Source organism: Rothia sp. HSID18069 (genome assembly GCF_003989155.1).
GTDB classification, from domain to species: Bacteria; Actinomycetota; Actinomycetes; order Actinomycetales; family Micrococcaceae; genus Rothia; species Rothia aeria.
Genome location: NZ_RBMG01000006.1, coordinates 38,276 through 60,824, shown reverse-complemented (window position 1 = coordinate 60,824; position 22,549 = coordinate 38,276). Strand labels below are relative to the sequence as shown.

Annotated in this window: 19 protein-coding genes; 16 read left to right on the top strand and 3 right to left on the bottom strand. The window is 58.0% G+C overall.

All coding sequences use genetic code 11. The annotated features are described in order from the left end of the window. Window positions 1-27: 27 nt before the first annotated feature. Complete coding sequence (locus D8M41_RS11070; protein WP_006888952.1) at window positions 28-993, bottom strand: hypothetical protein; 966 nt, start codon at window positions 991-993, stop codon at window positions 28-30. 145 nt (window positions 994-1,138) lie between these two features. Here D8M41_RS11070 and D8M41_RS11065 point away from each other — a divergent pair, with 145 nt between their 5' ends. After that, complete coding sequence (locus tag D8M41_RS11065) at window positions 1,139-1,582, top strand: hypothetical protein (RefSeq protein WP_006889023.1); 444 nt, start codon at window positions 1,139-1,141, stop codon at window positions 1,580-1,582. 68 nt (window positions 1,583-1,650) lie between these two features. After that, window positions 1,651-2,244 (top strand): uracil-DNA glycosylase family protein, encoded by a 594-nt coding sequence (locus D8M41_RS11060; protein WP_126927039.1) that lies wholly within the window; start codon window positions 1,651-1,653, stop codon window positions 2,242-2,244. A gap of 115 nt (window positions 2,245-2,359) precedes the next feature. Here D8M41_RS11060 and D8M41_RS11055 read toward each other — a convergent pair whose 3' ends face one another. Beyond that, window positions 2,360-4,315, bottom strand: coding sequence for an acyltransferase family protein (locus tag D8M41_RS11055; RefSeq protein ID WP_126927038.1), 1,956 nt, complete (start codon window positions 4,313-4,315; stop codon window positions 2,360-2,362). Between the two features lie 220 nt (window positions 4,316-4,535). On the opposite strand from D8M41_RS11055, the gene dapB reads away from it, so the two are divergent. The 12 genes from dapB (at window position 4,536) to D8M41_RS10995 (ending at window position 18,398) form a co-directional block, all read left to right on the top strand. Continuing rightward, on the top strand, window positions 4,536-5,297 hold the full coding sequence (dapB, locus tag D8M41_RS11050) for a 4-hydroxy-tetrahydrodipicolinate reductase (RefSeq protein WP_126927037.1): 762 nt from the start codon (window positions 4,536-4,538) through the stop codon (window positions 5,295-5,297). After that, window positions 5,294-5,947 (top strand): hypothetical protein, encoded by a 654-nt coding sequence (locus D8M41_RS11045; protein ID WP_126927036.1) that lies wholly within the window; start codon window positions 5,294-5,296, stop codon window positions 5,945-5,947. The genes dapB and D8M41_RS11045 overlap by 4 nt, the downstream gene beginning before the upstream one ends. A 75-nt stretch (window positions 5,948-6,022) precedes the next feature. Continuing rightward, window positions 6,023-7,015 (top strand): 4-hydroxy-tetrahydrodipicolinate synthase, encoded by a 993-nt coding sequence (gene dapA, locus D8M41_RS11040; protein WP_023132838.1) that lies wholly within the window; start codon window positions 6,023-6,025, stop codon window positions 7,013-7,015. A 184-nt stretch (window positions 7,016-7,199) separates the two neighbouring features. Further along, a complete protein-coding gene (locus D8M41_RS11035) occupies window positions 7,200-8,918 on the top strand; it encodes a ribonuclease J (RefSeq protein ID WP_126853983.1) in 1,719 nt (572 codons plus the stop codon). Window positions 8,919-9,068: 150 nt separating this feature from the next. Further along, a complete protein-coding gene (locus D8M41_RS11030; protein WP_126927035.1) occupies window positions 9,069-12,143 on the top strand; it encodes an FtsK/SpoIIIE family DNA translocase in 3,075 nt (1,024 codons plus the stop codon). A 199-nt stretch (window positions 12,144-12,342) separates the two neighbouring features. Further along, entirely contained in the window at window positions 12,343-12,960 is a 618-nt protein-coding gene (gene pgsA, locus D8M41_RS11025) for a CDP-diacylglycerol--glycerol-3-phosphate 3-phosphatidyltransferase (protein ID WP_126499765.1), read from the top strand. A gap of 69 nt (window positions 12,961-13,029) precedes the next feature. Continuing rightward, a complete protein-coding gene (locus D8M41_RS11020; protein WP_006888958.1) occupies window positions 13,030-13,536 on the top strand; it encodes a CinA family protein in 507 nt (168 codons plus the stop codon). Window positions 13,537-13,786: 250 nt separating this feature from the next. Continuing rightward, window positions 13,787-14,194 carry a helix-turn-helix domain-containing protein gene (locus tag D8M41_RS11015; protein ID WP_006888959.1) on the top strand — a complete coding sequence of 136 codons (408 nt, stop codon included), beginning with the start codon at window positions 13,787-13,789 and terminating at the stop codon, window positions 14,192-14,194. A gap of 162 nt (window positions 14,195-14,356) precedes the next feature. Then, window positions 14,357-14,578, top strand: coding sequence for a DUF3046 domain-containing protein (locus D8M41_RS11010; RefSeq protein WP_006888983.1), 222 nt, complete (start codon window positions 14,357-14,359; stop codon window positions 14,576-14,578). A gap of 285 nt (window positions 14,579-14,863) precedes the next feature. After that, a complete protein-coding gene (gene recA, locus D8M41_RS11005) occupies window positions 14,864-15,973 on the top strand; it encodes a recombinase RecA (RefSeq protein ID WP_023132830.1) in 1,110 nt (369 codons plus the stop codon). Window positions 15,974-16,098: 125 nt separating this feature from the next. Beyond that, a complete protein-coding gene (locus tag D8M41_RS12040) occupies window positions 16,099-17,349 on the top strand; it encodes a regulatory protein RecX (protein WP_023132829.1) in 1,251 nt (416 codons plus the stop codon). Between the two features lie 17 nt (window positions 17,350-17,366). Further along, the gene (locus tag D8M41_RS10995; protein WP_232617574.1) at window positions 17,367-18,398 is read left to right on the top strand and encodes a DNA glycosylase AlkZ-like family protein; all 1,032 of its coding nucleotides are present in this window, start codon (window positions 17,367-17,369) and stop codon (window positions 18,396-18,398) included. 37 nt (window positions 18,399-18,435) lie between these two features. On the opposite strand, the gene D8M41_RS10990 is transcribed toward D8M41_RS10995, so the two are convergent. Next, on the bottom strand, window positions 18,436-19,746 hold the full coding sequence (locus tag D8M41_RS10990) for a hypothetical protein (protein ID WP_231375583.1): 1,311 nt from the start codon (window positions 19,744-19,746) through the stop codon (window positions 18,436-18,438). A 40-nt stretch (window positions 19,747-19,786) separates the two neighbouring features. On the opposite strand from D8M41_RS10990, the gene miaB reads away from it, so the two are divergent. Both miaB and miaA read left to right on the top strand, forming a co-directional pair. Continuing rightward, window positions 19,787-21,292: a tRNA (N6-isopentenyl adenosine(37)-C2)-methylthiotransferase MiaB gene (gene miaB, locus D8M41_RS10985; RefSeq protein WP_006888985.1), complete on the top strand. Its 1,506-nt coding sequence runs from the start codon at window positions 19,787-19,789 to the stop codon at window positions 21,290-21,292. 241 nt (window positions 21,293-21,533) lie between these two features. Beyond that, on the top strand, window positions 21,534-22,505 hold the full coding sequence (miaA, locus tag D8M41_RS10980; RefSeq protein WP_006889017.1) for a tRNA (adenosine(37)-N6)-dimethylallyltransferase MiaA: 972 nt from the start codon (window positions 21,534-21,536) through the stop codon (window positions 22,503-22,505). Window positions 22,506-22,549 lie beyond the last annotated feature (44 nt).

The following is a 22,549-nucleotide window of genomic DNA, read 5'->3' as shown; positions in this document are numbered from 1 at the left end:
CTGCTGGAAAGACCGGATGTCAGCAGGCTATGGTGTGGCTAAGAAATCCAAAAGCTGCCGGTGCAGCGTCTCGGCGGGGTATTCATCTGAGATGAGGTGCCGTAAGGCGGCAAGGATGCGTTCCTGCGGCTTTCGACTAAAGAACAGCTCGTACTGTGCGCGGGCGATGCGGGCAGCAAGATCAACTTGAGAGTATGCGGGACTGCTTAATTCACCAAGCGTGTCCGCGAGAATGCTGTACTTCTGCAGGAGCTGCTCGCTGTCGCTGAACACATCATTCTCGTGGGTACGGTACACCTGGTGCCACCCCAGCCGAGGGAGAGCAACCGGCTCCACTACGGTCTCTGAGCCTATTTCCTGAAGGAAAGAACGCAGATCATCCACGGGCCAGGTGACGGGTTTAAGAAGACGTACACCAAGGTCTGTGAAGAACGCCAGATCTTTACCCCGATCCGCCAGCTCGCGGCAGAGGTCCGGTAGTTTAAGCAGACACGCATGCCGATCAAGGTAATCTTGAAGATCACCTGTGAGGTCTTCAACCGAATAATCTTTTCCCACAAGCCCCTCAACCGCACAGGTAACACGCCTGAGCGGGTCTGGCTCAAAATACGAGCTGTAGTGGGCATTGACGATTTTCCACAGGATGCGAAGCTCGTATCCTGCCAGGGTCGTATCTCTTGGAGCGGCAGTGGATATGTGGCGGGAAGTTCCCGCCTCATCGAAAGCTTCTAGAAGGATAGAATATTTGCCCATGAGCCATTCGCTCTCCAGAAACTTTGGGTTTGTGCGGAGCTTGGCAGGATCGCGTGGGGCTGCCATATCTTCGGGCTCTAAACCCCGCATAAAAGCCTTAACATCCCAACCGTGCTGTGGAGACCGCGCAAGCAGACGAAGACAGAGACTTATGTAGAAACTAAAGTCTTCTTCACGCTCCACAAGCTCTTGAAGAAGAGACTCTAATATATCGTGTGATGTTTCCTGCTGTGGCTCCATAGAATCCTTCTGATATCGGGTGTAGGGATGGTGCTTTGCAGAGATTATCGTGTGCAGCTTTCACGAGTTTCTCATGCGAAGATTCCTCCCTGTTTCACTTTACCCTTGTGCTAAAGTTGAGGGAATTCGCGAAAGGAACCCCGCTATGTTCACTATCGTTGTCCCTCCCGACTACGCCGAAGAACTACAGCGAATCTGCACTCTAGATGCATCACAACGTAAGAAACTCATCAGCCTTTTAGCCCTGGCGTGGCTTGACTGGAAACAGCAGCACCTTTCAGCGCTTGAGGTGGCTGAGGATATTGTGCGTATAGTGCGTGAGCAAGAAATCTTCTCCCACCCCGAACGTCTTCGGCAATGGGCAGAGCACATGGACGAGATGTACCTTGAGGAGCTCGACGCCGATAAACCGTACGATATTGTACAACCGCTTTTCTACCGTGCCCGGTTTGCCGCCTCTTTATCGCATGCTCAAGACGCTCTTACGGAGGATAAAAGCCTGGATTATCTGCTCTACGAATACTCCTTCTCACAGGAGACCGGCACCGATCACCTGATGCTTCATGCACTTCACGCCGTGCGCGGCTAGGCACCCTATTTTCACCGCCCCACACTACACACAGCACCCACCGCGGGTGCCGCGTATACTGGGGCATCATGAACCTGTTGCCAGAAGCTAACCTGCTATACCAGGAAATCAACGACGCCACAACGAACGCTGAGATGCGCGCCAAAGGGTACACGCCGGTGTACACCGCTACCGCAGCAGCACGCATTATGCTGGTGGGGCAAGCACCCGGCAGGATTGCGCAGCAAACCCACAAACCCTGGAATGACGCCAGCGGGCGGCTGCTGAGGCAATGGCTGGGTGTTACTGATAACGAGTTCTACAACCCGGACCTTTTCGCGCTTACCCCCATGGATTTCTACTATCCGGGTAAAGGCAAACATGGGGACAAACCGCCGCGCAAAGATTTTGCCCCCACCTGGCACCCGCGGCTGCGTGAGCTCATGCCGCAGGTGCGGCTCACCATTCTCGTCGGCTCGTACGCGCAGCGCTACTACCTTGGTACCGGCGCTAAGAAAAACCTGACCGAAACCGTCGCCGACTATGAACAGTACCTCCCCGCCCAGCTGCCGCTGGTGCACCCCTCGCCACTGACCATTGGCTGGCGCAAACGCAACCCCTGGTTCGAAGACGAAGTGATTCCCGCCGCGAAAGAGCTGGTGCGCAGCATCATTGACCAGTAGCGGCGGCGTTGCCTGCCATCACCTGCCGGTGAAGCCCCCATACTACGGTGGGCGGTGCGGCCCCTGATACATCCGATCAGTAAAGCCGAACCGCCCACACCTTTAAGCTTGTCCTTTAAGACTGTGCTTTTGCTACCGCCTCAGTTATCACGCGCGCATAGATAACCTGCCCCGACAAATCCGGATGCACCCCGTCGGAGGTCATGAGCGTCGGGTTTTTCTGTAGCTCCTCACGGATCGTGTTGTTCCAGTCGGCCAGCACCACACGCGAAGAGTTCTTCTGGGCAAACTCGCGAATGATACTGTTCGAGTTTTCAATCCACGTCAGATTACTCGGGCCGAACCCTGTCACCACCACCAGTTTGCTGTCCTGCGGCAGGGTCTCAAGAATCTGCTCCAGCTGCCCCGGGGCGAACGTTGAGTTAGCGGCCACAGAAATTACCACGGTCTTGCGCAGCTGACCGTTGGAGGCCATTGACTTCACTATCGGGATCACCTTATCAATGGTGCGGCCTTCTTCAGCGTCCACCTGAGCATCGGGCATCGTATCGTACAGGTCGGGTTGGGTTGCCACCACAATCGAATCACCAATAATGGTGACCTGTGAAGAATCAACCTTCGGCTGCGAATCCCCGGAAGGCCCGGGGGAGGGCGCCGCGGAAGGATCCTGCGACTGCTGCGGGTCGGCCGTGGCGCTGGCGGAGGCAGACGCACGGGCCTCCTTCTTAGCCTGCAACCGCTCCTGGGCGGCCTTCTTACCGTTCTCCACAGCGGTTTGTGCACTGGTCATCTGCGGTGCACTGTGCACCGCCATTGCGGTGCTGGCAAAGCACGCTCCGGTCACGACCACAGTAATAGAGAGCGGTACAAGTTTCATCCGGTCGGTGCGTAGCCACTGCCACACCATGCGTGCACACCCGCGGAACCCGTAGCGGCGTACCGGTGTCTCAACAAAACGGTATGACAGCTCTGCCACCGCTAAGGTCAACGCCAGCACCAGCAGATTAATCAGGGGAGAACGATCGGGCCCATACAAGTAATGAGCAATGACCGCCAGCGGCCAATGCCACAGGTACAGCCCGTACGAACGCTGGCCAATCCACAGAAGCGGCGGAAAAGACAGCACCTTACGCAGCAGCTCAGAGGCGCCCACCACCATATCAGGCAGCATCCCCTGAATCACACCGATCGTCAGCAAAGAAGCACCAAACAGCCCCCAAGGGATGAAGAACTTCGCCGACTCGTGAGCGAGCACAGCATAGGGGATGAGCGCAAATAGGCACAACCAGCTGATGAGCACCCGCGCAAACGTGACCATGCCGTAGGGGCGGGACACCGTGTAGAGCACGTACTTATCCGTGGGCGGGTACAGCGACCAGGGTACCGCAAACGCCAGCAGAACGCCGCTGAGCAGACCGTACATGTGGGTATCTGTGCCGTAGTACACGCGGCTCAATGGCGCTTCGCCAGCAGCCAGCACCGTGCTGATTTTCAGCGAAAAAACCACCAGAACCCCCACAGCAATGGCGAATAAGCGCCACCTGCGCTGAAGGATAAGGGCCACAGTCACCAGTAATAGCGGCCAGATTACATAGAACTGTTCCTCAACCGCCAGCGACCAGAAGTTTGTGAACAGCTGCGGAGAAGTTTGCGTAAAGTAGTCGTTGCCTGAAAGGATAGAGAGCCAATTAGAGGAGAATGTGGCCGCGCCCAGCACCTGACGGTCAAGGGCCACCCGAATATCGCCCTGCATAATCTGGGTAATGGGGCCAATGAGAAGAATTACTAGTGCAATAGCCGGGAGCAGACGTCTGGCACGGCGTTTCCAGAACTCCAGCAGGTTAATACGCCCGGTGGTGGCTCCCTCACGCAGCAGCAGGGCCGTGATCAAATACCCGGAGATGACGAAAAAAATGTCTACACCAATCATGCCCCCGGGCACTACCGTGGGCCATAGGTGATACACGATTACCAGAGACACTGCGATGGCGCGTAAACCATCTAGCCCAGGTAATATGAACTTTTGATTCCCCTCTTCGGGGGCAATAGCGGAGGCGAAAAGCTGCTTCATTGACGGTAACTACTCCGGGTCAGATGATGGCGCAATAAATTACTGCTTAATTATAGGGTCGGTTCGTGCGGTTCTTTGCACTTCCCGCAAGTTTAGACCGGCTTTAACGGCTAATATTAAAAATATTAAGGGTACGGGTGCAGTATTTCCTGGGTAACGCCCATAAATACTGTGAGAGAAAGAACAAGGCAGGTAGACAGTGGTACAACATACCGGTGAGATGACGACCAATAAAATATGGCGCGTGGCCGTACTCGGCGCGAAAGGACGCATGGGGTCTGAGGCCGTGCGCGCGGTTAATACTGCCGCCGATATGGACCTCGTGGCGGCGCTGGGCAGCGCAGACCCGCTCACGAAACTACTTGATGTTAAAGCCGACGTCATCATCGACCTCACCGTGCCCACCGCAACTGAAGCAAATGTGCGTTTCGCTGTGGAACACGGCATACACGCAGTGGTGGGAACCACCGGTTGGGATGAAGAACGGCTCAGCTCACTGAAGCAGCTTCTGGGCGAGCACCCCGGTGTGGGCGTGCTCATCGCCCCTAACTTCGCTATCGGCTCGATCCTCGCCACCGAATTTGCGGCCAAAGCCGCCCGGTATTTTGAATCGGTTGAAATCATTGAAATCCACCACCCAAATAAAGTGGATGCACCCTCCGGCACCGCCGCACACACCGCCCGGAAAGTGGCTGCCGCCCGAGAAGCAGCCGGGGTAGGGGCGTCCCCCGACGCGACCGAAACTGACCCGCTAGGATCACGCGGGGCAAAAATTGATGGTATTAGTGTGCACGCGGTGCGGCTGCGGGGCATGGTCGCTCACCAGGAAATCCTGTTGGGAGACACCGGGCAGCTTTTGACGATCCGGCATGACTCGTTTGACCGTGCCTCCTTTATGCCCGGGGTGCTGCTGGGTGTGCGAGAGGTTGCCTCCCACCCGGGGCTGAGCGTGGGCCTGGATAACTACCTGGAGCTTTCATGAGCGCCCCTGTGCCCTCTTCCGGCACGGATTCCTCTCGCCGCTCACTTTTTTTATCGTTGCGGCTCTGGAGTGCGCTCGCCTGCATCCTCTTAGCGGCTACAGTGCTGTTGCTGCCCGTGCCGTTTGGTGCCCGCGCTTTCATACTGGGAGTGTTGCTCTTTAGCGGTGTATTCTTGGTCGTCGATGCTGGCGGTAAAGGGAAAACCTTCGCGGCTCTCACCGTAGCGCTACTGGGGTTGTATCTGCTCTTTACCGCACAACGTGGGGTGATGCTGATCGTCTCAGGCAATATTGCGGGAACTGTTCTGGGGGTTGGGCTGCTGCTGTTGCCGGCGGTGGGGGCGTGGGCGTTGGTACGTGAAATTATTTTTGGTGCACGCATCCAGAAGCTCGCCGATGAGCTGGCTGCTGCCGGTAAACTCCCTGAAGACACCCTGCCGCGCAGCCCCTCGGGGCGGGTGGACAAGTCCGCTGCCGCACAGGAGTTCGAGAAATTTGCGCTTGCCGTTGAAGACGCCCCAGACGACTGGGCCAGCTGGTTTAACCTCTCCTGCATGTACGATGCGTGCGGCGAGCGCAAACGCGCCCGGGCCGCCATGCGTAACGCGGTGAGTCTGCACCGGGGGCGGCCCGCCAAGCCTATGGTTTAGCCCGCCTGCCGTAACGGATAAGAAAAGTGGGCGTGACGCGCGACAAATAAAGCTGGGAGTAGTAGGGTAGTTAGTATGTCTGATAGCGCAGTGAACACCGAAACCTCCAACCGTCCCGTGAACAGTGCTGGCGGGCTGAAAACCCCGCATAACCAGGGTACGTTCGCCACACCGATTTTTGGCCGCCTGCTGACCGCCATGGTTACCCCATTTGCCGCCGACGGCTCCGTGGACGAGGCGCAGACCGTGAAGTTAGCCGAGTACCTTGTCGACAATGGGCATGACGGGCTAGTGGTGTGCGGCACCACCGGCGAGTACTCGACCATGACTGATGATGAAAATGAACGCGTGTTCCAGATCGTCAAAGATGCCGTGGGGCACCGGGCTAAGATCGTCGCGGGTGTTGGCTCGAATGACACTGCGCACACCATTGAGCTGGCTCGCCGTGCCGATAAGGTGGGCGTGGACGGGCTGCTGGTAGTTACCCCCTACTACAATAAACCCACCCAGGCGGGCGTGTTTGCACACTATCAGGCGGTGGCGAAAACCTCTGACACGCCCATTATGGTGTACGATATTCCCGGGCGCTCCGCCATTCCGATTGAGCCGGATACCTACCGCCGCATGGCAGAAATTGATAGTATTGTAGCGGTCAAAGACGCGAAAGCTGACTTTGGCGCCGCGTCCGAGGTTATGGCAACTACAGACTTGCAGTACTACAGCGGCGATGATGGTTTAACTCTGCCCTGGATGTCGGTGGGGGCCGTCGGGCTGGTATCTGTTACAGCGCACGTTGCCCCGCAGCTATTCCGTGAACTTATTGATGCGGTCATAGCCCAGGATCTGGTGACTGCCCAGCGTGTTCACCTCCTGCTGACCCCGATCGTGCGTGCGACAATGAGCCGTGCCCCCGGGTGCGTCTCCGCTAAGCAGATTTTGTCGTGGCAGGGCGTTCTTGGCACCCCTGTGGTGCGCCTGCCGCATGTGCTTTCTGAACCCGCCGTGGTGGAAGCGATGCGTTCGGATTTGCGTGACTCGGTCATTGCGCACAGCATTCAGAATTCTTAGCTGATTCTGTCTCCTTCACGGGCCCGCGTGAGTACCCCGCACTATTGGGGTGCGAACGCCGGGTCCGTTTCGATGCATTCAGGTGTGTCCAAGATAGCGGGCCGCCAGCACAGGTTAGAGAGGCAGCAAAGCAACTATGAGTACAGACAATAGAAAACAGTAAAAACCTATAAAGGAGAATAGATTGAGCGTATTCGAGGCGGATCTGCCCGCCCCTCCGCCGTTGCAGAAAGACACCCTGCGAGTGGTGCCGCTTGGCGGTCTGGGAGAGGTCGGCCGCAATATGACCGTGTACGAAATTAACGGCAAACTGCTGATTGTGGACTGCGGTGTGCTTTTCCCCGAAGAGTCACAGCCCGGTGTTGATCTGATCCTGCCCGATTTGAGTTACGTGGTGGGGCGCATTGACGACGTGGTGGCCATGGTGCTCACTCACGGGCATGAAGACCATATCGGTGCAGTACCTTACCTGCTGAAAAAACGCCCGGATATTCCCCTCATCGGCTCGGAGCTGACCCTGGCCCTTGTGGAGGCGAAACTTGCCGAGCACCGCATTAAGCCGTACACGCTGGCGGTGAAAGAACACCAGGTGGAGCGTTTCGGCCCGTATGAGTGCGAATTCATTGCGGTGAATCACTCTATCCCGGATGCCCTTGCGGTCTTTATTCGCACCAGTGCTGGCACCGTGCTGCACACCGGCGACTTTAAGATGGATCAGCTGCCACTGGATGGGCGCATCACCGATCTGCGCCACTTCGCTAAGTTGGGTGAAGAAGGCATTGACCTGTTCCTGCCTGATTCCACCAATGCCGAGGTGCCCGGGTTCACCCCGACCGAGAAGAATATTGGCCCCGTTATTTCCAACGTGTTCCGGGACGCAACCGGGCGTATTATTGTGGCATCGTTCTCGTCTCATGTGCACCGTGTGCAGCAGGTTCTGGATGCTGCTGCCGAGCGCGGCCGCAAGGTGGTGCTGGTGGGCCGCTCGATGGTTCGTAATATGACGATCGCCGAGAAGCTTGGTTATTTGAAGGTTCCCGAGGGTATCCTGGTGGACCTGAAAAAGGTAGACGAGTACCGTCCCGACGAGATTGTGATGATGTGCACCGGCTCGCAGGGTGAGCCTATGGCTGCCCTGTCCCGTATGGCAAATGGTGACCATAAGGTGCAGGTTGAGCCAGGCGATACGATTGTGCTCGCTTCCTCCCTCATCCCGGGGAACGAGACCAGTGTGTACCGTATTATTAACGCCTTGCTGAAGCTGGGGGCGAACGTGGTGCATAAGGGTAACGCGAAGGTGCACGTTTCGGGGCATGCTGCCGCGGGGGAGCTGCTGTACTGCTACAACATCCTCAAACCCAAGAATGTGATGCCGGTACACGGGGAGGTACGCCACCTGATCGCTAACGGCGAGCTGGCCCAGGAGACCGGCGTTCCTGCGGAGAACGTGCTGCTGTGCGAATCCGGCACTGTGGTCGATATGAAGGATGGGGTGGCCCGCATTGTGGGCGAGGTGCCCTGCGAGTACCTGTACGTGGACGGCCGTTCCGTGGGCGCAGTCACCGAGGACGATCTGAAAGACCGCCGTGTGCTCGGTGAGGAAGGTTTCGTTTCGGTGGTGAGCGTTATTGACCGTGCCGCAAAGCGTGTGGTGACCGGCCCGGATATTCACGCGCGCGGTATTGCTGAGGACGACTCGGTGTTTGACGAAATTACTCCGAAGATCACCGCCGCCCTTGAGGATGCGCTTCACCGCGCACCGCAGAAGGTTCACACCACCCAGCAGCTGCAGCAGATTGTGCGCCGTACTTTGGGCGCCTGGGTTTCGCGCCGGTTGCGCCGCAAGCCAATGATTGTGCCCGTTGTGGTGGAGCACAAGAGCGGCCCGGAAGCCGCTAAGTAGCCGGTGTATGCGCCGTGATGGGGTCAACCGCTGTGTTCGGTTGGCCCCGTTACGCTTTCAGGTTCCTGATGCGGTGGGTTGTTCCGCATGGTACAGCGATTTTTCGGCCGGTTAATCTATGAATGAGAGAAGGTTGTTACTCTAGTAGGTATGGCTTCACGGACTTCTAAAGGTCGCTCGACCTCAGCCAAAAAGAAAACTTCGGGTTCTTCACGTTCCCGGAGCTCATCGGCGCGCCAGAATCAGGTTCCCGCCAATGCTTTCACCCGTTTCGTCTCTACGGTGTGGTTGAGCATTGCGCACGCCCTCGGCGGTGTTGTGCGTTCTATCGGAACCGCACGTACCGATTCTGACCCGCAGCTGCGGCGTGATGGCGGCGCTCTTTTTATCGCCCTTTTTGGCCTGATAACTGCTGGGGTGGAGTGGTACAGCTGGAGGGTCATGACCGGTCCGGCTATTATTCACTGGCCGCTATCGGCCTGGCACGTGATGCTGGGCGGTATTTTTGGGCAGGGGGCGCTGCTGGTTCCAGTGCTGTGTTTTGTGCTGGCGTGGTGCGTGTTTCGTGACCCTGAGCGGGTTCAGCGCAATAACCGGGTTACTTTCGGGCTGTTTGTTCTCTTGGTGACAGCCTCACTTTTCTTCGCCCATATTGCCGGGTACCCCAGTTTCGCTGACGGCTTCGAGAAAGTCTGGTCAGGCGGTGGGGTGATTGGCGCAACCGTGGGGGTTTTGCTCGCGCGCGTGGTGGGCCAGGTGCCGTTCCTTGAGTGGCTGCTGCTGTTTGTGCTGTTTGTGGCGGGGCTGATGGTACTGACCGGCACGACGGTGCGTCAGCTGATACCGCGTATCGTGTACCTGGTGCGGTTGGTGCTGGGGGAGAAATCTCCCGGGCCTGCGTGGGAATCTGCCCGTGCTGAGGGCTCTGGAACCGCCGAGACCCGTACTGTTGATTTGGGGGCTGCGGAGCATGACCGCAGTTACCTGTATGGGGATGAGCCTACCGCACCCCAGAAGAAGCAGGGTTTCTTGACCCGGATGTTGGGTGCGTTGGGGATTATCCGCAACGAGAACGATACGGATGCTTCGCTTGACGAGTATGCGGGCGATGAGGCGTTTGTGAGCCCCGTGGTCTCATCCGACCGTGCTGGTGAGGCGCACGATTCGGATGCTACCGCCGTGCACCCGGTACAGCAGACCACGAAGAAGCAGCGCGGTAACGGTAATGGTCGGCTTAGCCGCCTGCCCGGTTACCCGCATGGGGGTGAGCAGCCCTCAGCAGACCCGTTCGATGTGGAGGCCTCAAACGCCCCCGCCACGCGCCTGAACCAGGTGCAGCAGGCGGCCGTGGAGCATGGGCGAGTGAACCCGAATGAGGCTACCCTCTTTGATGTGGAGGCGTACGAGCAGCCGCAGAAGCCAGCGGCCCAGACGAAGCCTCAACCTTCCGTGCAGCAGCGGCCTAGTCAGGGGCCTGCACCTGAAGGTGCAGTTCCTGCCGCCGCAGCGAGTGCACCCGCGAAGCCTGCATCCGGCGGGACGGGCGTATCCCGCCCGCTGCAGAATAACACCCGTGTGGCGCAGACTGAGCAGGCCCGCCCGGCGCAGACTGTGGAATCTTCGCGAGGTAACTACACCTTACCGTCTGAGCAGATGCTGATCGCAGGCCCGCCCGCGAAGGAATCCTCCGAAGTGAACGAGCAGGTGGTTCAGGCGCTCACGAGCGTGTTGGAGCAGTTCAAGGTGGATGCGCAGGTTACCGGGTTCTCGCGTGGGCCGACCGTGACCCGTTATGAGATTGAGCTAAGCCCCGGCACGAAAGTTGAGCGTGTGACGGCGTTGAGCAAGAACATCGCCTATGCGGTGGCTAGTGAAGAGGTGCGTATCCTCTCACCCATCCCCGGTAAATCGGCGATCGGTATTGAGATTCCCAATACCGACCGTGAGACGGTTGCGTTAGGTGATGTGCTCCGCTGCCCGCAGGCGCATTCGAACCCGCATCCGATGGTGATGGGCGTGGGTAAGGACGTTGAGGGCGGTTTCGTGCTGGCGAATTTGGCGAAGATGCCGCATATGCTGGTGGCGGGTGCAACCGGTGCCGGTAAGTCTTCGTTTGTGAACTCAATGATCACCTCTATTTTGATGCGTTCCACCCCGGACCAGGTGCGCCTGGTGATGGTGGACCCTAAACGTGTGGAGCTGACCGCCTATGAGGGTATCCCGCACCTGATTACCCCCATTATTACGAACCCAAAGAAGGCTGCTGAGGCCCTGCAGTGGGTGGTTCGTGAGATGGACGCCCGCTACGATGACCTGGCGCATTACGGGTTTAAACATGTGGATGATTTCAATAAGGCGGTGCGTGAGGGCAAGGTTCAGCCTGAGCCCGGCAGTAAACGTACCATCCACGAGTACCCGTACCTGCTGGTGATTGTGGACGAGCTCGCCGATTTGATGATGGTCGCCCCGCGCGATGTTGAAGAGGCAATCGTGCGTATTACCCAGCTGGCTCGCGCCGCCGGTATTCACCTGGTGCTGGCCACCCAGCGGCCTTCAGTGGATGTGGTGACGGGCCTGATTAAGGCGAACGTCCCTTCACGTATGGCGTTTGCGACCTCTTCGGTGACGGATTCGCGTGTGGTGCTGGATCAGCCCGGTGCGGAGAAGCTGATCGGCCAGGGTGACGCCCTGTTCTTGCCGATGGGTGCCTCAAAGCCGCTGCGTGTGCAGGGTGCTTGGGTGTCTGAGTCGGAGATTCACGAGGTGGTTGAGCACGTGAAGCAGCAGGCCCCGACCGTGTACCGTGAGGACGTGGTCTCTGCCGCATCGAAACGTCAGATTGATGAGGAGATTGGTGACGACCTGGACGATCTGCTGCGCGCAGCGGAGCTGGTGATTAGCACCCAGTTCGGTTCTACCTCTATGCTGCAGCGTAAACTGCGGATGGGATTTGCGAAGGCGGGGCGCATTATGGACCTGCTGGAATCCCAGGGCGTGGTGGGCCCCTCAGAGGGTTCGAAGGCGCGTGACGTACTGGTGCGCCCGGACGACCTGCAGCTGACGTTGGCGCGTATCCGTGGCGAGGATGTTCCAGAACCGGCCGCCGAGCCGGAGGCCAGCCCCGACCCGTACGCCAATGCGGTGGATGCCGGTGAGTCGGCTGCTGACTATTTCGACGGTGAGGATGAACAATCTGAGGACGCCTGGCAGCTGACCGGGCGGTAGGGGGTCCGGCGGGCGTTGAGCCTTGTCTTGTAAAAAAATATAGAGTACGCGCCGTGCGCACCGTGACCAGCAGGTTTACGGTGCGTACGGTTTCTTGTGTGCGGTTTTTCGCGCAGTTCCTGTGGGGCGGGTGCATTCTATAATGGAGGGACTTGCCCGGTATGGGGCCGGGAACACGACGAGTACGGAGCGATAGAGCATGAGCGAACAGGCCGGTGGCGCGGCACCTACCGCATCTAACTGGAATTTGCCGAATGCGTTGACGGTGGTTCGTATTGTGATGGTGCCGTTTTTCGTAGTGGCTCTTATTGCGGGAGGCGTCTATGGCGCCGATAGTTTAGGTGCGCGGTGGGCGGCGCTGGCACTTTTTGTTGCCGCAATGATTACGGACTGGGCGGATGGCTACTTGGCACGTTCGCGTCAGCTTATTACCAGTTTCGGGAAGATCGCGGACCCTATCGCCGATAAGCTACTCACCGGTGCGGCTTTTATAACGCTTTCATGGCTGGGGGAGCTGTGGTGGTGGGTGACTGCGGTGATTCTGGTTCGTGAGTGGGGTATTACCGTGATGCGCCTGTTCGTGATTAAGTACGGCGTGATGGCTGCGAGTAAGGGCGGTAAGGTGAAGACTGTGCTGCAGACCGTGGCGCTAGTGGTGATGCTTGTGCCGCTGGGGCTGTGGGGCACGGCGTGGTTAATCCCCGGGTGGGCGCTGATGGCGGCGGTCACTGCGATTACCGTGTGGACCGGGCTGGTGTATGTTCGTGATGCGCGTGAGCTGCGTAAAAACTGGTTGGCTCGGCAGAGTAAGGACTAAAAGGGGCAGCACGGGCTGCTGCGGTATCAGGGGTGCAGTCGGCAGAACATAGGCAGAGAAAGGTGCATGATGGGTGAGGGTATTCGCATGGTGGGGCCAACTGAAGTTGAGGAGGCTGCCCGTTCTCTGCATGATGCTTTGGCAGGAACCGGGCGAACAGTTGCCACCGCTGAGTCCCTAACAGGTGGGGACGTAGGCGGGGCTATCTGCACTATTGCGGGGGCTTCCGAATATTATTTGGGCGGTGTTATCTCGTATGCGAGCGCAGTCAAAGCAGCTGTGCTTGGGGTGGATAGGGGGTTGTTAGAGCGGTGCGGTTCGGTGGATGCTGAGGTCGCCGTGCAGATGGCCGCCGGTACGGCTCGAGTGTGCGGGGCCGATTACGGGGTGTCAACAACCGGGGTGGCGGGTCCTGAGCCTCATGATGGTAAACCGGTGGGGACGGTATTTATTGGTGTGTTCGGCCCCGCCGGGTCGGCGGCGCATGAACGGCATTATACGGGGGATCGAGCGCAGATTCGGGCTCAGGCCACCTATGATGCGATCCTGCTTCTGCAGGCGGTGGCATCGGCCTAGCTGCGGTATTCGGGTAGCTATTTCTGGTGTTCGTGGGGTAGGATAAGGCGGAGTATAAACTTTCTAAGTAAAGCTTTAGGGGGCTCTCAGCTGCTATTCAGCTCAGTGGGAATAACCGCACAGTTTTATGAGTTTGAATAGTTACAAGCCAAATGAGAGAGGTTCTCTAGCCTTGAAGCGAAAAATAGGTTAGGCTTAATCGAGTACATACCCGCGTGTCGGGTGCAACTACGCAATAGGAGAACAAGGCATGACCAAGCAGCGCGTTTCAATCAATGGTATTACCAGGTGGAAGGAAGTAGACACCACACCTAAGAAAGCGGCTCCCGCCGTTGAGGAGGCGAAGGTGGTTCCCCTCCGCCAGGCTATCGGCGAGGTTTTGCGCGATATCCGTCAGCGCCAGGGCCGTACCCTGCGTGAGGTGTCCCAGCGTGCACGTGTTTCTCTTGGCTACCTCAGTGAGGTAGAGCGCGGTCAGAAGGAGGCGTCATCCGAGCTTCTGGCGTGGATTTGCCAGGCTTTGGAGACCCCCATGTACCAGATGCTCCGTGAGGTCGCTGACCGCATGGCTATTCTTGAGGGCGTTCATGTTCCCGATACTGTTCCCGCCGAGCTGGCCGAGCAGTACAGGAATGATTACGCAATGGCTTCCCTCTAAACGAGGCTCTTGTGGGCGGGTCGTACACCGGTGGGTGTGCGGCCCGCCCGCTTTGTGTCCGTTGTGCAGGTGGGGTGCGCGAGCAGGTGTGGGTTTTGGGCACTGCGTGCTGGTTATAAGCGTCATAGTCTGTCATGTAGACGGTGGGATGAGGAGATCCGCGTGAAGCTGAGTGAATTTTGGCTGTGTATGGAGCATGAATTCGGTCGGGGGTACGCCCGGGTGCTTGCCGCAGACCTGGTGCTGGGGCAGTTGGGGCAGCTGACCGCCTTGGAGGCTCTGGAAAAAGGCGTTGATCCGCGCCGCGTGTGGCTGGCGATTTGCGATACGCAAGACATTCCCTTAGAGCGCAGGCTGGGGCCGGATATTAAGCCAAGTAGTTAGAGGTGAGGCGGCGCTTTGTTGGTATTTGTTGGGTGGGCTGAATGTAGCGCAATATAGGGGTACTGCACTCCTTATCGAAAGCCTGTGCTATTTTCTAGAAATTTTGTTCGATACATGGTAGGCTTATCCACGAAGAAATTTTTTGCAGACCTTTTGACGGACTTATCCACAAAATCCGCAAACCGGTCTTAAACCGTCAGGGGCGGCCCCTACAGTGGTGCACGAAGGGGATAACCAGCATCCCCATAAGTGTTAGAACCACGCAGAGAAAACGAGGTAACAACCGTGGCAAAGAACAGCAAAGCTGAGAGCGTATCCCGCGTTCCCGAGGAGGGCCGCGCCAAGGCTATCGAAGCCGTCATGGCGAAAATCGATAAGAACTACGGTAAGGGTGCCGTGATGCGCCTAGGGGATAAAGAAACCACTAAGACTGAAGTAATCCCCACCGGCGCCATCGCTCTAGATGCGGCCCTGGGCATCGGTGGTCTGCCGCGCGGGCGCGTTATTGAGGTGTACGGCCCTGAATCCTCCGGTAAAACCACTGTGGCACTTCACGCTGTAGCGAACGCACAGAAAGCTGGCGGGGTGGCCGCGTTTATTGACGCCGAGCACGCACTTGACCCGGTGTACGCAGCGAAATTGGGTGTTGATACTGATGCCTTGCTGGTCTCCCAGCCGGATACCGGTGAGCAGGCGCTTGAGATTATGGATATGCTGGTTGGCTCCGGCGCCATCGACATTATTGTGGTGGACTCTGTTGCCGCATTGGTCCCGCGCGCCGAGATTGAAGGCGATATGGGTGACTCGCATGTGGGTCTGCAGGCACGCCTCATGAGCCAGGCGCTGCGCAAGATTACTGGGCGCCTGTCAGCAACCGGCACCACCGCCATCTTCATTAACCAGCTCCGTGAAAAAATCGGCGTTTTCTTTGGGTCCCCCGAGACCACCACCGGCGGTAAAGCCTTGAAGTTCTATGCTTCAGTACGTATTGATATTCGCCGTATCGAGACCCTCAAAGATGGCGCAAACCCGATTGGTAACCGCACGCGTGCCAAGATTGTGAAGAATAAGATGGCCCCGCCCTTCAAACAGGCTGAGTTCGACATTCTCTACGGTGAAGGTATCTCGGTTGAAGGCGGCATTCTTGACTTGGCGGTGGAACACGATATTGTGAAGAAATCCGGTGCCTGGTTCACCTATGAAGGGGAGCAGCTGGGGCAGGGACGTGAGAACGTGCGTAAACTGCTCAAGGACAATCCTGAACTCACCGAAGAACTGCAGTACAAGGTACTGGTGAAACTGGGAGTTATCGAGCCTGAGGAAGAGGAAACTGCTGAGGAGGCCGGTGCCGCCCCCGAGGTTGATCCCTTGGACGAGATCGCTGAGGGAATCTAATAAGTATGCCGAGCGTGTGCCGCGTAACCCGCATCAGGGTACGCGGCACACACCGCATAAGTGCTGTAAAGACATCATGGTATTCAGCAGGAACTAAACATTACAGGGTGTGGGAAAGGAAACGAATGAGCGACTGGTTAGCGGACGCCTGGGGCGAGAACCCTCTGCTGGCCTCCGACCGTGCACAGAAGCAGCGGCCGCAGCAGCATTCAGAACCCACCCCTCCTGCCCAATGGTGGGGGAACGCTGAGGTGGAAAACACTCCGGAGCATCCCTCAGACACTCCGGGTCTCCGCCAGAACGATAGCGAAAAGCAGCGGGAAGAGAAACCGAACAGCCAGAGGGCTCACCAAAGCGCAGACTTTCCTGAGTGGCACCCGGCCGCCCTTGGAATTGACGAAGATGCACTGGGTATAGGTTCGGGCATCGGCCCAGGCACATTATCTGCTGACGCAACACCCCTGCATACTACCCCGGCAGAAGAGACAGCACCGGGGGCGGGAACAGACAATACCTCACGCCCTGCGGCACGTTCTGCAGGTGAGACGCACAAGGCAAAAAATAACAGTCAGCCAGCACGCACGATCCGCCGTTATAACCCCGACAGGAAAAAAGGGTTCCGTCGCCCCCGCAATAACAACTCTCCGTTCGCCCCAGCGATCGGGGCTCAACGCTCGTCAGAACAGGAAAATTCACGCACCCACACCCCGCAGCAAAAAGCTGGAACCCGGCGTCTTTTCCGTGAAGGGAGCGCCTTAAACGATGCCCTCACCCCCGAAGAGGAGACGCTTATTCGGGGTATCGCGGCCGAAGAAAACCAGAAAATCCCTGGGACTCGTGGGCGCGCCGCGAGCACTCAAGCACGTCGAGAAGAAACAGACCCATATACGCGGGCGAAAACCATTGTCTATAACCAGCTGGCGTATTCGGCGAAATCCCGCGCGCAGCTGCACAAAAAACTGGAATCTAAAGGGTTTGAGGCTGAGCTGATCGAACCACTCCTTGACAAATTTGAGGCGGCGCACCTGATTGATGACGCCGAGTACGCGCGTTCCTTCGTAACCCAGCGGGGCACGGGCAAAAAGCTTTCCCGAAGTGCCCTGCGCCGTGAGCTCAAAGAGCGAGGAATTACCGGCGACCTTGCCGAAGAGGCACTTGCTGCACGCACCGATGAGGACGAACGCCGTGACGCCGCCGAATTAGTGCGCAAAAAACTGCGGCCCGCCATGAACTTCTCAGACCGTACCGAGAAGGAGAAAATCATGCGTCGCCTGGTAGGAATGCTAGCCCGCCGCGGGTATTCTTCGTCGGTGGCTTTCTCGGTGGTGAAAGAAGAAATCGAGAGGTACCGCAGCGAGTGGGAAGAAGACAGCTGAGCTGTCTCACAAGAGCCGTGACCGATACGAGATCATCTATGCAGCCGTTACAAGAACTTCGTGCCAGGCGTATGATCGCCCAGCTCCTCGCCCCAAGCGCAGCGCATCGCGATATAGGGGTAGACGCTGACACTCTGCGGCAAGAGACGAACGCTGCGGTATATGCCTTAGACCATCTCTACGCTGTTCAGGGGCAAAACTATAACGCCGGTGTGCGCGCCATTGCGCTACGAGCTGGGTGCAGTACTGACACAGTTCTTGAAGGCATTCACGACTACAGCATTGTGCGTTCGTGGCCCATGCGCGGGACACTCCACTTTTTGACTCTCAATAGTGCAGATTCGCTGTATGCTGCTGTCGCCGGCCGAGGCGCGAAGCCTCAGCCCGCCTATATGCGTCAATGTAACTTTACGCTCAAAGACTTCGAACGGTGGCGTGAGCACCTTCATGACGCTTTACAAACCAGGGGACATCTTGAGCCGCTCACCCGCACTGATCTCTACACCATTCTGTGCGAATACGGCTATAGCGGGCCAAGATCGCGGCGCAGCCACCTCATTCGACTCTACGGCGGTGAGGGCACGGTTCTCCAGGGGCCGCTTCGGGAAAAAGAAGAAAGCTTCGTGCACCGTGACTCCATACCTGTGCCCCGCACAAAATACGAGCGAAAACAGGCACTGGCTGAACTGGGTACACGTTATATATGCGGTCACGGGCCGGTGACCGCGGAGGATCTGCGCTGGTGGGCTGGGATTACAATAACCGATGCCCGGTATGCATTTGAACATGCTCGCCGTACCCAGACTATTGTGCTGGGTGGGCAAGAATATGCGGTAGGTTCCTGGCAAGAAGGCGTTACCCGTTCGGAGCTTAAGGATGCGCTCAACCGAGAGCTTAGCCTCCCGGCCTTCGACGAGTACCTGCTGGGGTACGCCGATAAGAGTTTTGCATTGCGTGAGGAACTGCGTCCGCAGGTTCTCACCTGGAACGGAATGAGCTGGGATTTTACGCTTGCCGCCGGTGAGGCAACCGGGCGAGCCAGCACATAAGTACCATCAGCCTCAGAGGCCCAGCGGCATCTTCTGCCTATTTGACATTCCCCAGGCGCTTGGCCAGATCAACCAGCGCCGTATCCTTCGAATCTCCGGTGCGTAGGAGCAGCATCATCAGCTCGGCACTTTGCCGCCGGATACGCCCCAGCAGATGGGCGCGCTCGCCGTGAGAGTACAGCTCCATGAGGGTGCAGGCTGTCACGGCGGCGCATACCGCCAGATCTTCCGCTAGGTGCGTATCCAATGGGGTGTCCCCAAAGAGCGCCGCGAAGAGGCGGGGTACGGTACGTTCCCGGTTCACCTCATAATTCGGGTACCCCGGTGAGGACGGGAACCCCAGCATCGCCTCCACAAAGGGGAACCCCCGGTGGTGGATGCACGCCCCTTCCGCGTCGAAAGCCCGCACCGTATCCCGCGCCGAACCAAACAGCACATTGTGAGGGGAAAAATCTCCCGAAGAGAACATGTACACCTGCCCGCGGTTCAGCGTGAACTGCTCAGGCACCGGGGGGCGTTTCGTAAAAAACGGCTGAACTACGCGGCGAAACCGGTAGGCCATTTCGATGAGCGTCTGCTGCTGTTCACCCAGTTCCTCAAGCTCAACGTCTTCGGGGACTTGCAACCCGTCAGCCTCGGGGTATAGCGACGCTAACCCGTTCTCAGCGAGCGCGGGGGAGGGCATAGCACCGGGGTGTTGGGCTTTCCGGTCTGCTTTCGCTAGTGCTTTACGGTACCGTTCAACGGCGCGGGGCATGACTCCCGCTTCCGCTAGTGCGTTCCACACGGACAGGTATGAGTCTACTGCGAACGCGAGATATCCGGGCGGGGTTTGGGCTGTGCTTGGCAGGAGCGCATCACCCACGGCACGGGCGTCGGCAAACGCCACGTCTTCGAGGGCCACGCACCGCAGGGCATCGTCGGCGCCGTAGAGGTGGGGGAACACCCCGGGGGCCAGCTCCCCAAGAGCCACCAGCCCGTGGCGTTCCCGCAGGTACCCGAAACCACCCGAGTTTTTCGCTGAATCCTGCCGCCGGTACCATTTTAGAATCATGGTGGAGGGGGCGTCACCCGCTGCCTCGTACTGCACCCGCAGCACCACCGAACGCATACCGGTGCCCAAAATGGTCACGGCAAGCGGCTCCCTGCCTGTGAAGGCTGTCAGAGAACAGGCCCAGAGGACAGCTTGTGCGGCGTCCTCGCGGAAGGTACCGGAATCGGCGGGGGCGTGATTTTTGGCGGGGGAGTAGGTGCCGATGGCTGATTCGATCAGCCCGGTCACTATACTTTCTATAGAGTCGGGGGCCATTGAGTCACCGGTTGAAGAATTACTAAGGGGTACCTGCATAGAGCCATTATCCCCCATCCGTTACCCTAAAGGCGTGAGCATGACCATCAGCGAAACCACAGAATCCCCTCAAACCAGCCTACGCACCTACGAAGTGCGTACATTTGGCTGTCAGATGAATGTGCACGATTCCGAGCGGATGGCGGGCCTTTTGGAGGCGAGCGGGTATGTGCGTGCCGCTGAGGGTGAAGAGCCTGACCTCGTGGTGTTTAACACTTGCGCGGTGCGCGAGAACGCATCGAACCGTCTCTACGGGCATTTGGGGCAGCTGGCCTCTGTGAAGCGACGTCACGAAGGCATGCAGATTGCTGTGGGTGGGTGCCTGGCTCAAAAAGACCAGAACACTATTATTGAAAAAGCCCCTTGGGTGGATGTCGTGTTCGGTACCCACAATATTGGCTCGCTCCCCACGCTCCTTGAACGCGCCCGCCACAATCATGAGGCGCAGGCGGAACTGCTTGAATCGCTTGAGGTGTTCCCCTCGACCCTGCCCACGAAACGCGATCATGTGTACTCGGGCTGGGTGTCAATCTCCGTAGGATGCAACAACACTTGTACCTTCTGCATCGTGCCGTCACTGCGCGGTAAAGAGAAAGATCGTCGACCCGGCGATATTCTCGCTGAAGTTCAAGCGCTCGTTGATGACGGCGCGGTCGAAGTAACTCTGCTGGGGCAGAACGTGAACTCCTACGGCGTGGAATTTGGGGACCGTCAGGCATTCTCTAAACTATTGCGTGCCTGCGGTGATATTGAGGGGCTGGAACGAGTACGGTTCACCTCACCGCATCCGGCTATGTTCACCGACGATGTGATAGAAGCGATGGCAGAGACCCCGAACGTCATGCCTGTTCTGCATATGCCGCTTCAATCGGGATCGGATAAGGTGCTCAAAGACATGCGCCGCTCATACCGGTCCAAGAAATTCTTGGGTATTTTAGAGAAGGTGCGCGAGCGCATTCCGCATGCTGTCATTACCACCGATATTATTGTGGGGTTCCCCGGTGAGAGCGAAGAAGACTTCCAGGATACGCTGCGCGTGGTGGAGCAGGCGCGGTTCTCGTCAGCGTTTACCTTCCAGTACTCAATTCGCCCCGGCACCCCGGCGGCGACTATGGAAAACCAGATTCCAAAAGATGTTGTGCAGGAGCGCTACGAACGCTTAGTGGCTCTGCAGGACCGTATTGCGGGTGAAGAGAACCGTAAACAGTTGGGTAAGACCGTTGAGCTGATGGTTGTCGCAGAGTCTGGGCGTAAAGCGCAGCAGACGCATCGTCTGGCGGGCCGCGGACCGGATCAGCGCCTCGTGCATTTCTCAGTACCTGCTGGGTGCGAAGAGCCTCGCCCTGGCGACATGGTGACCGTTCCTATCACTGAGGCAGGGTCGTTCCATCTGATTTCAGATCCCGCCGCTGAGCAGTATCAGCTTCGCCGCACCCGAGCCGGGGACGCCTGGGACCGTTCGCAGGCCGAATCTTGCGGTGCCGGAACTACCCAGGTTTCGGGCGGCCCGGTGGGGCTTGGTATGCCTACTATCGGCCCGAAGTAAGGCGGCTCAGCCCCCACATTGTGGGAGTGTCGTTCCTGATCCGGTGGCCGAACTGCCGGTAGTATATAAGTACATCCTTTCTGTTCACGAGGTGGAGCCTAATCTGCTCCACCTTGTGTTTTATATCACTCATAATGGTTTCTCGGTGGGGAAGAAACTTTCCCAGCCCCACCTTAAAGAACTTGCCTAGCGGCAGCACATTCTCGCAATAGCCAATGAACCCGCCGGTAGAATGGTGCCCATGACCTCACCAGCACCGGCTAAAACCCCGTCTCGTCCCATTCTCGCTGTCGTTGGCCCCACCGGCACCGGGAAAAGCGCTCTGGCCGTTGCGCTCGCCAAAAAACTGGGGGGTGAATGCATTAACGCCGATTCCATGCAGTTCTATAGGGGTATGAACATCGGCACCGCAAAAATTACTCCCGCCGAAACCCAAGGCGTTGCGCATCATCTGATCGATATTATGGACCTCACCGAAGAGGCGTCCGTTGCCGAGTTTCAGGCACACGCTCGTGAAGTTATTACCGACATTGCCAGCCGTGGAAAATACCCTATCCTGGTGGGGGGATCGGGGCTTTATGTGCGTGCTGCCCTCGATAAACTTGAGCTGCCCGGTACCGACCCTGCGGTGCGTGCCCGCCTTGAAGAAGAAAGCAGGGTCCACGGCATCGGGGCGCTTCGGGCACGCCTGGCGGATGTAGACTCGGACTCGGCCGCCAAACTGAACGATGAACGGCGCATTATTCGGGCACTTGAGGTGTATGAGGTAACGGGGCGCCCCTTCTCTGCGTTTATGCCCACCCGCGAGTACGTGAGTGACACTTTGCAGATCGGGCTGAACATGGACCGTGCTCGTCTGCACGAACGGCTCCACGACCGTGTGGTGGCCATGGAAAAGGCGGGGCTCTTGGCGGAAGTTGAGCAGCTTGTTGATCGGGGGCTACGTCAGGGTAAAACAGCCTCCCGCGCCATCGGGTACGCCCAGTTTTTACGCGCCCTTGACTCCCAAACATCCGGGGCAGATCAACGATACACGGTGGCGCAGGCGATCGAAGACACAACTGTTGCTACCCGCCAGTTTGCCCGCCGCCAGCTCACCTGGTTCCGGGCCGACCCGCGTGTGCACTGGTTCGACGCCGAATCCCCGACCCTCCTTGAGGATACGCTCACGCTCATACAGGGCCATATTGCAGGTTCTGCTAACCTAGCCTAAACCACTACTCAACCTGTAGGGTTTGTTACAGAAGCCCGTCGGCA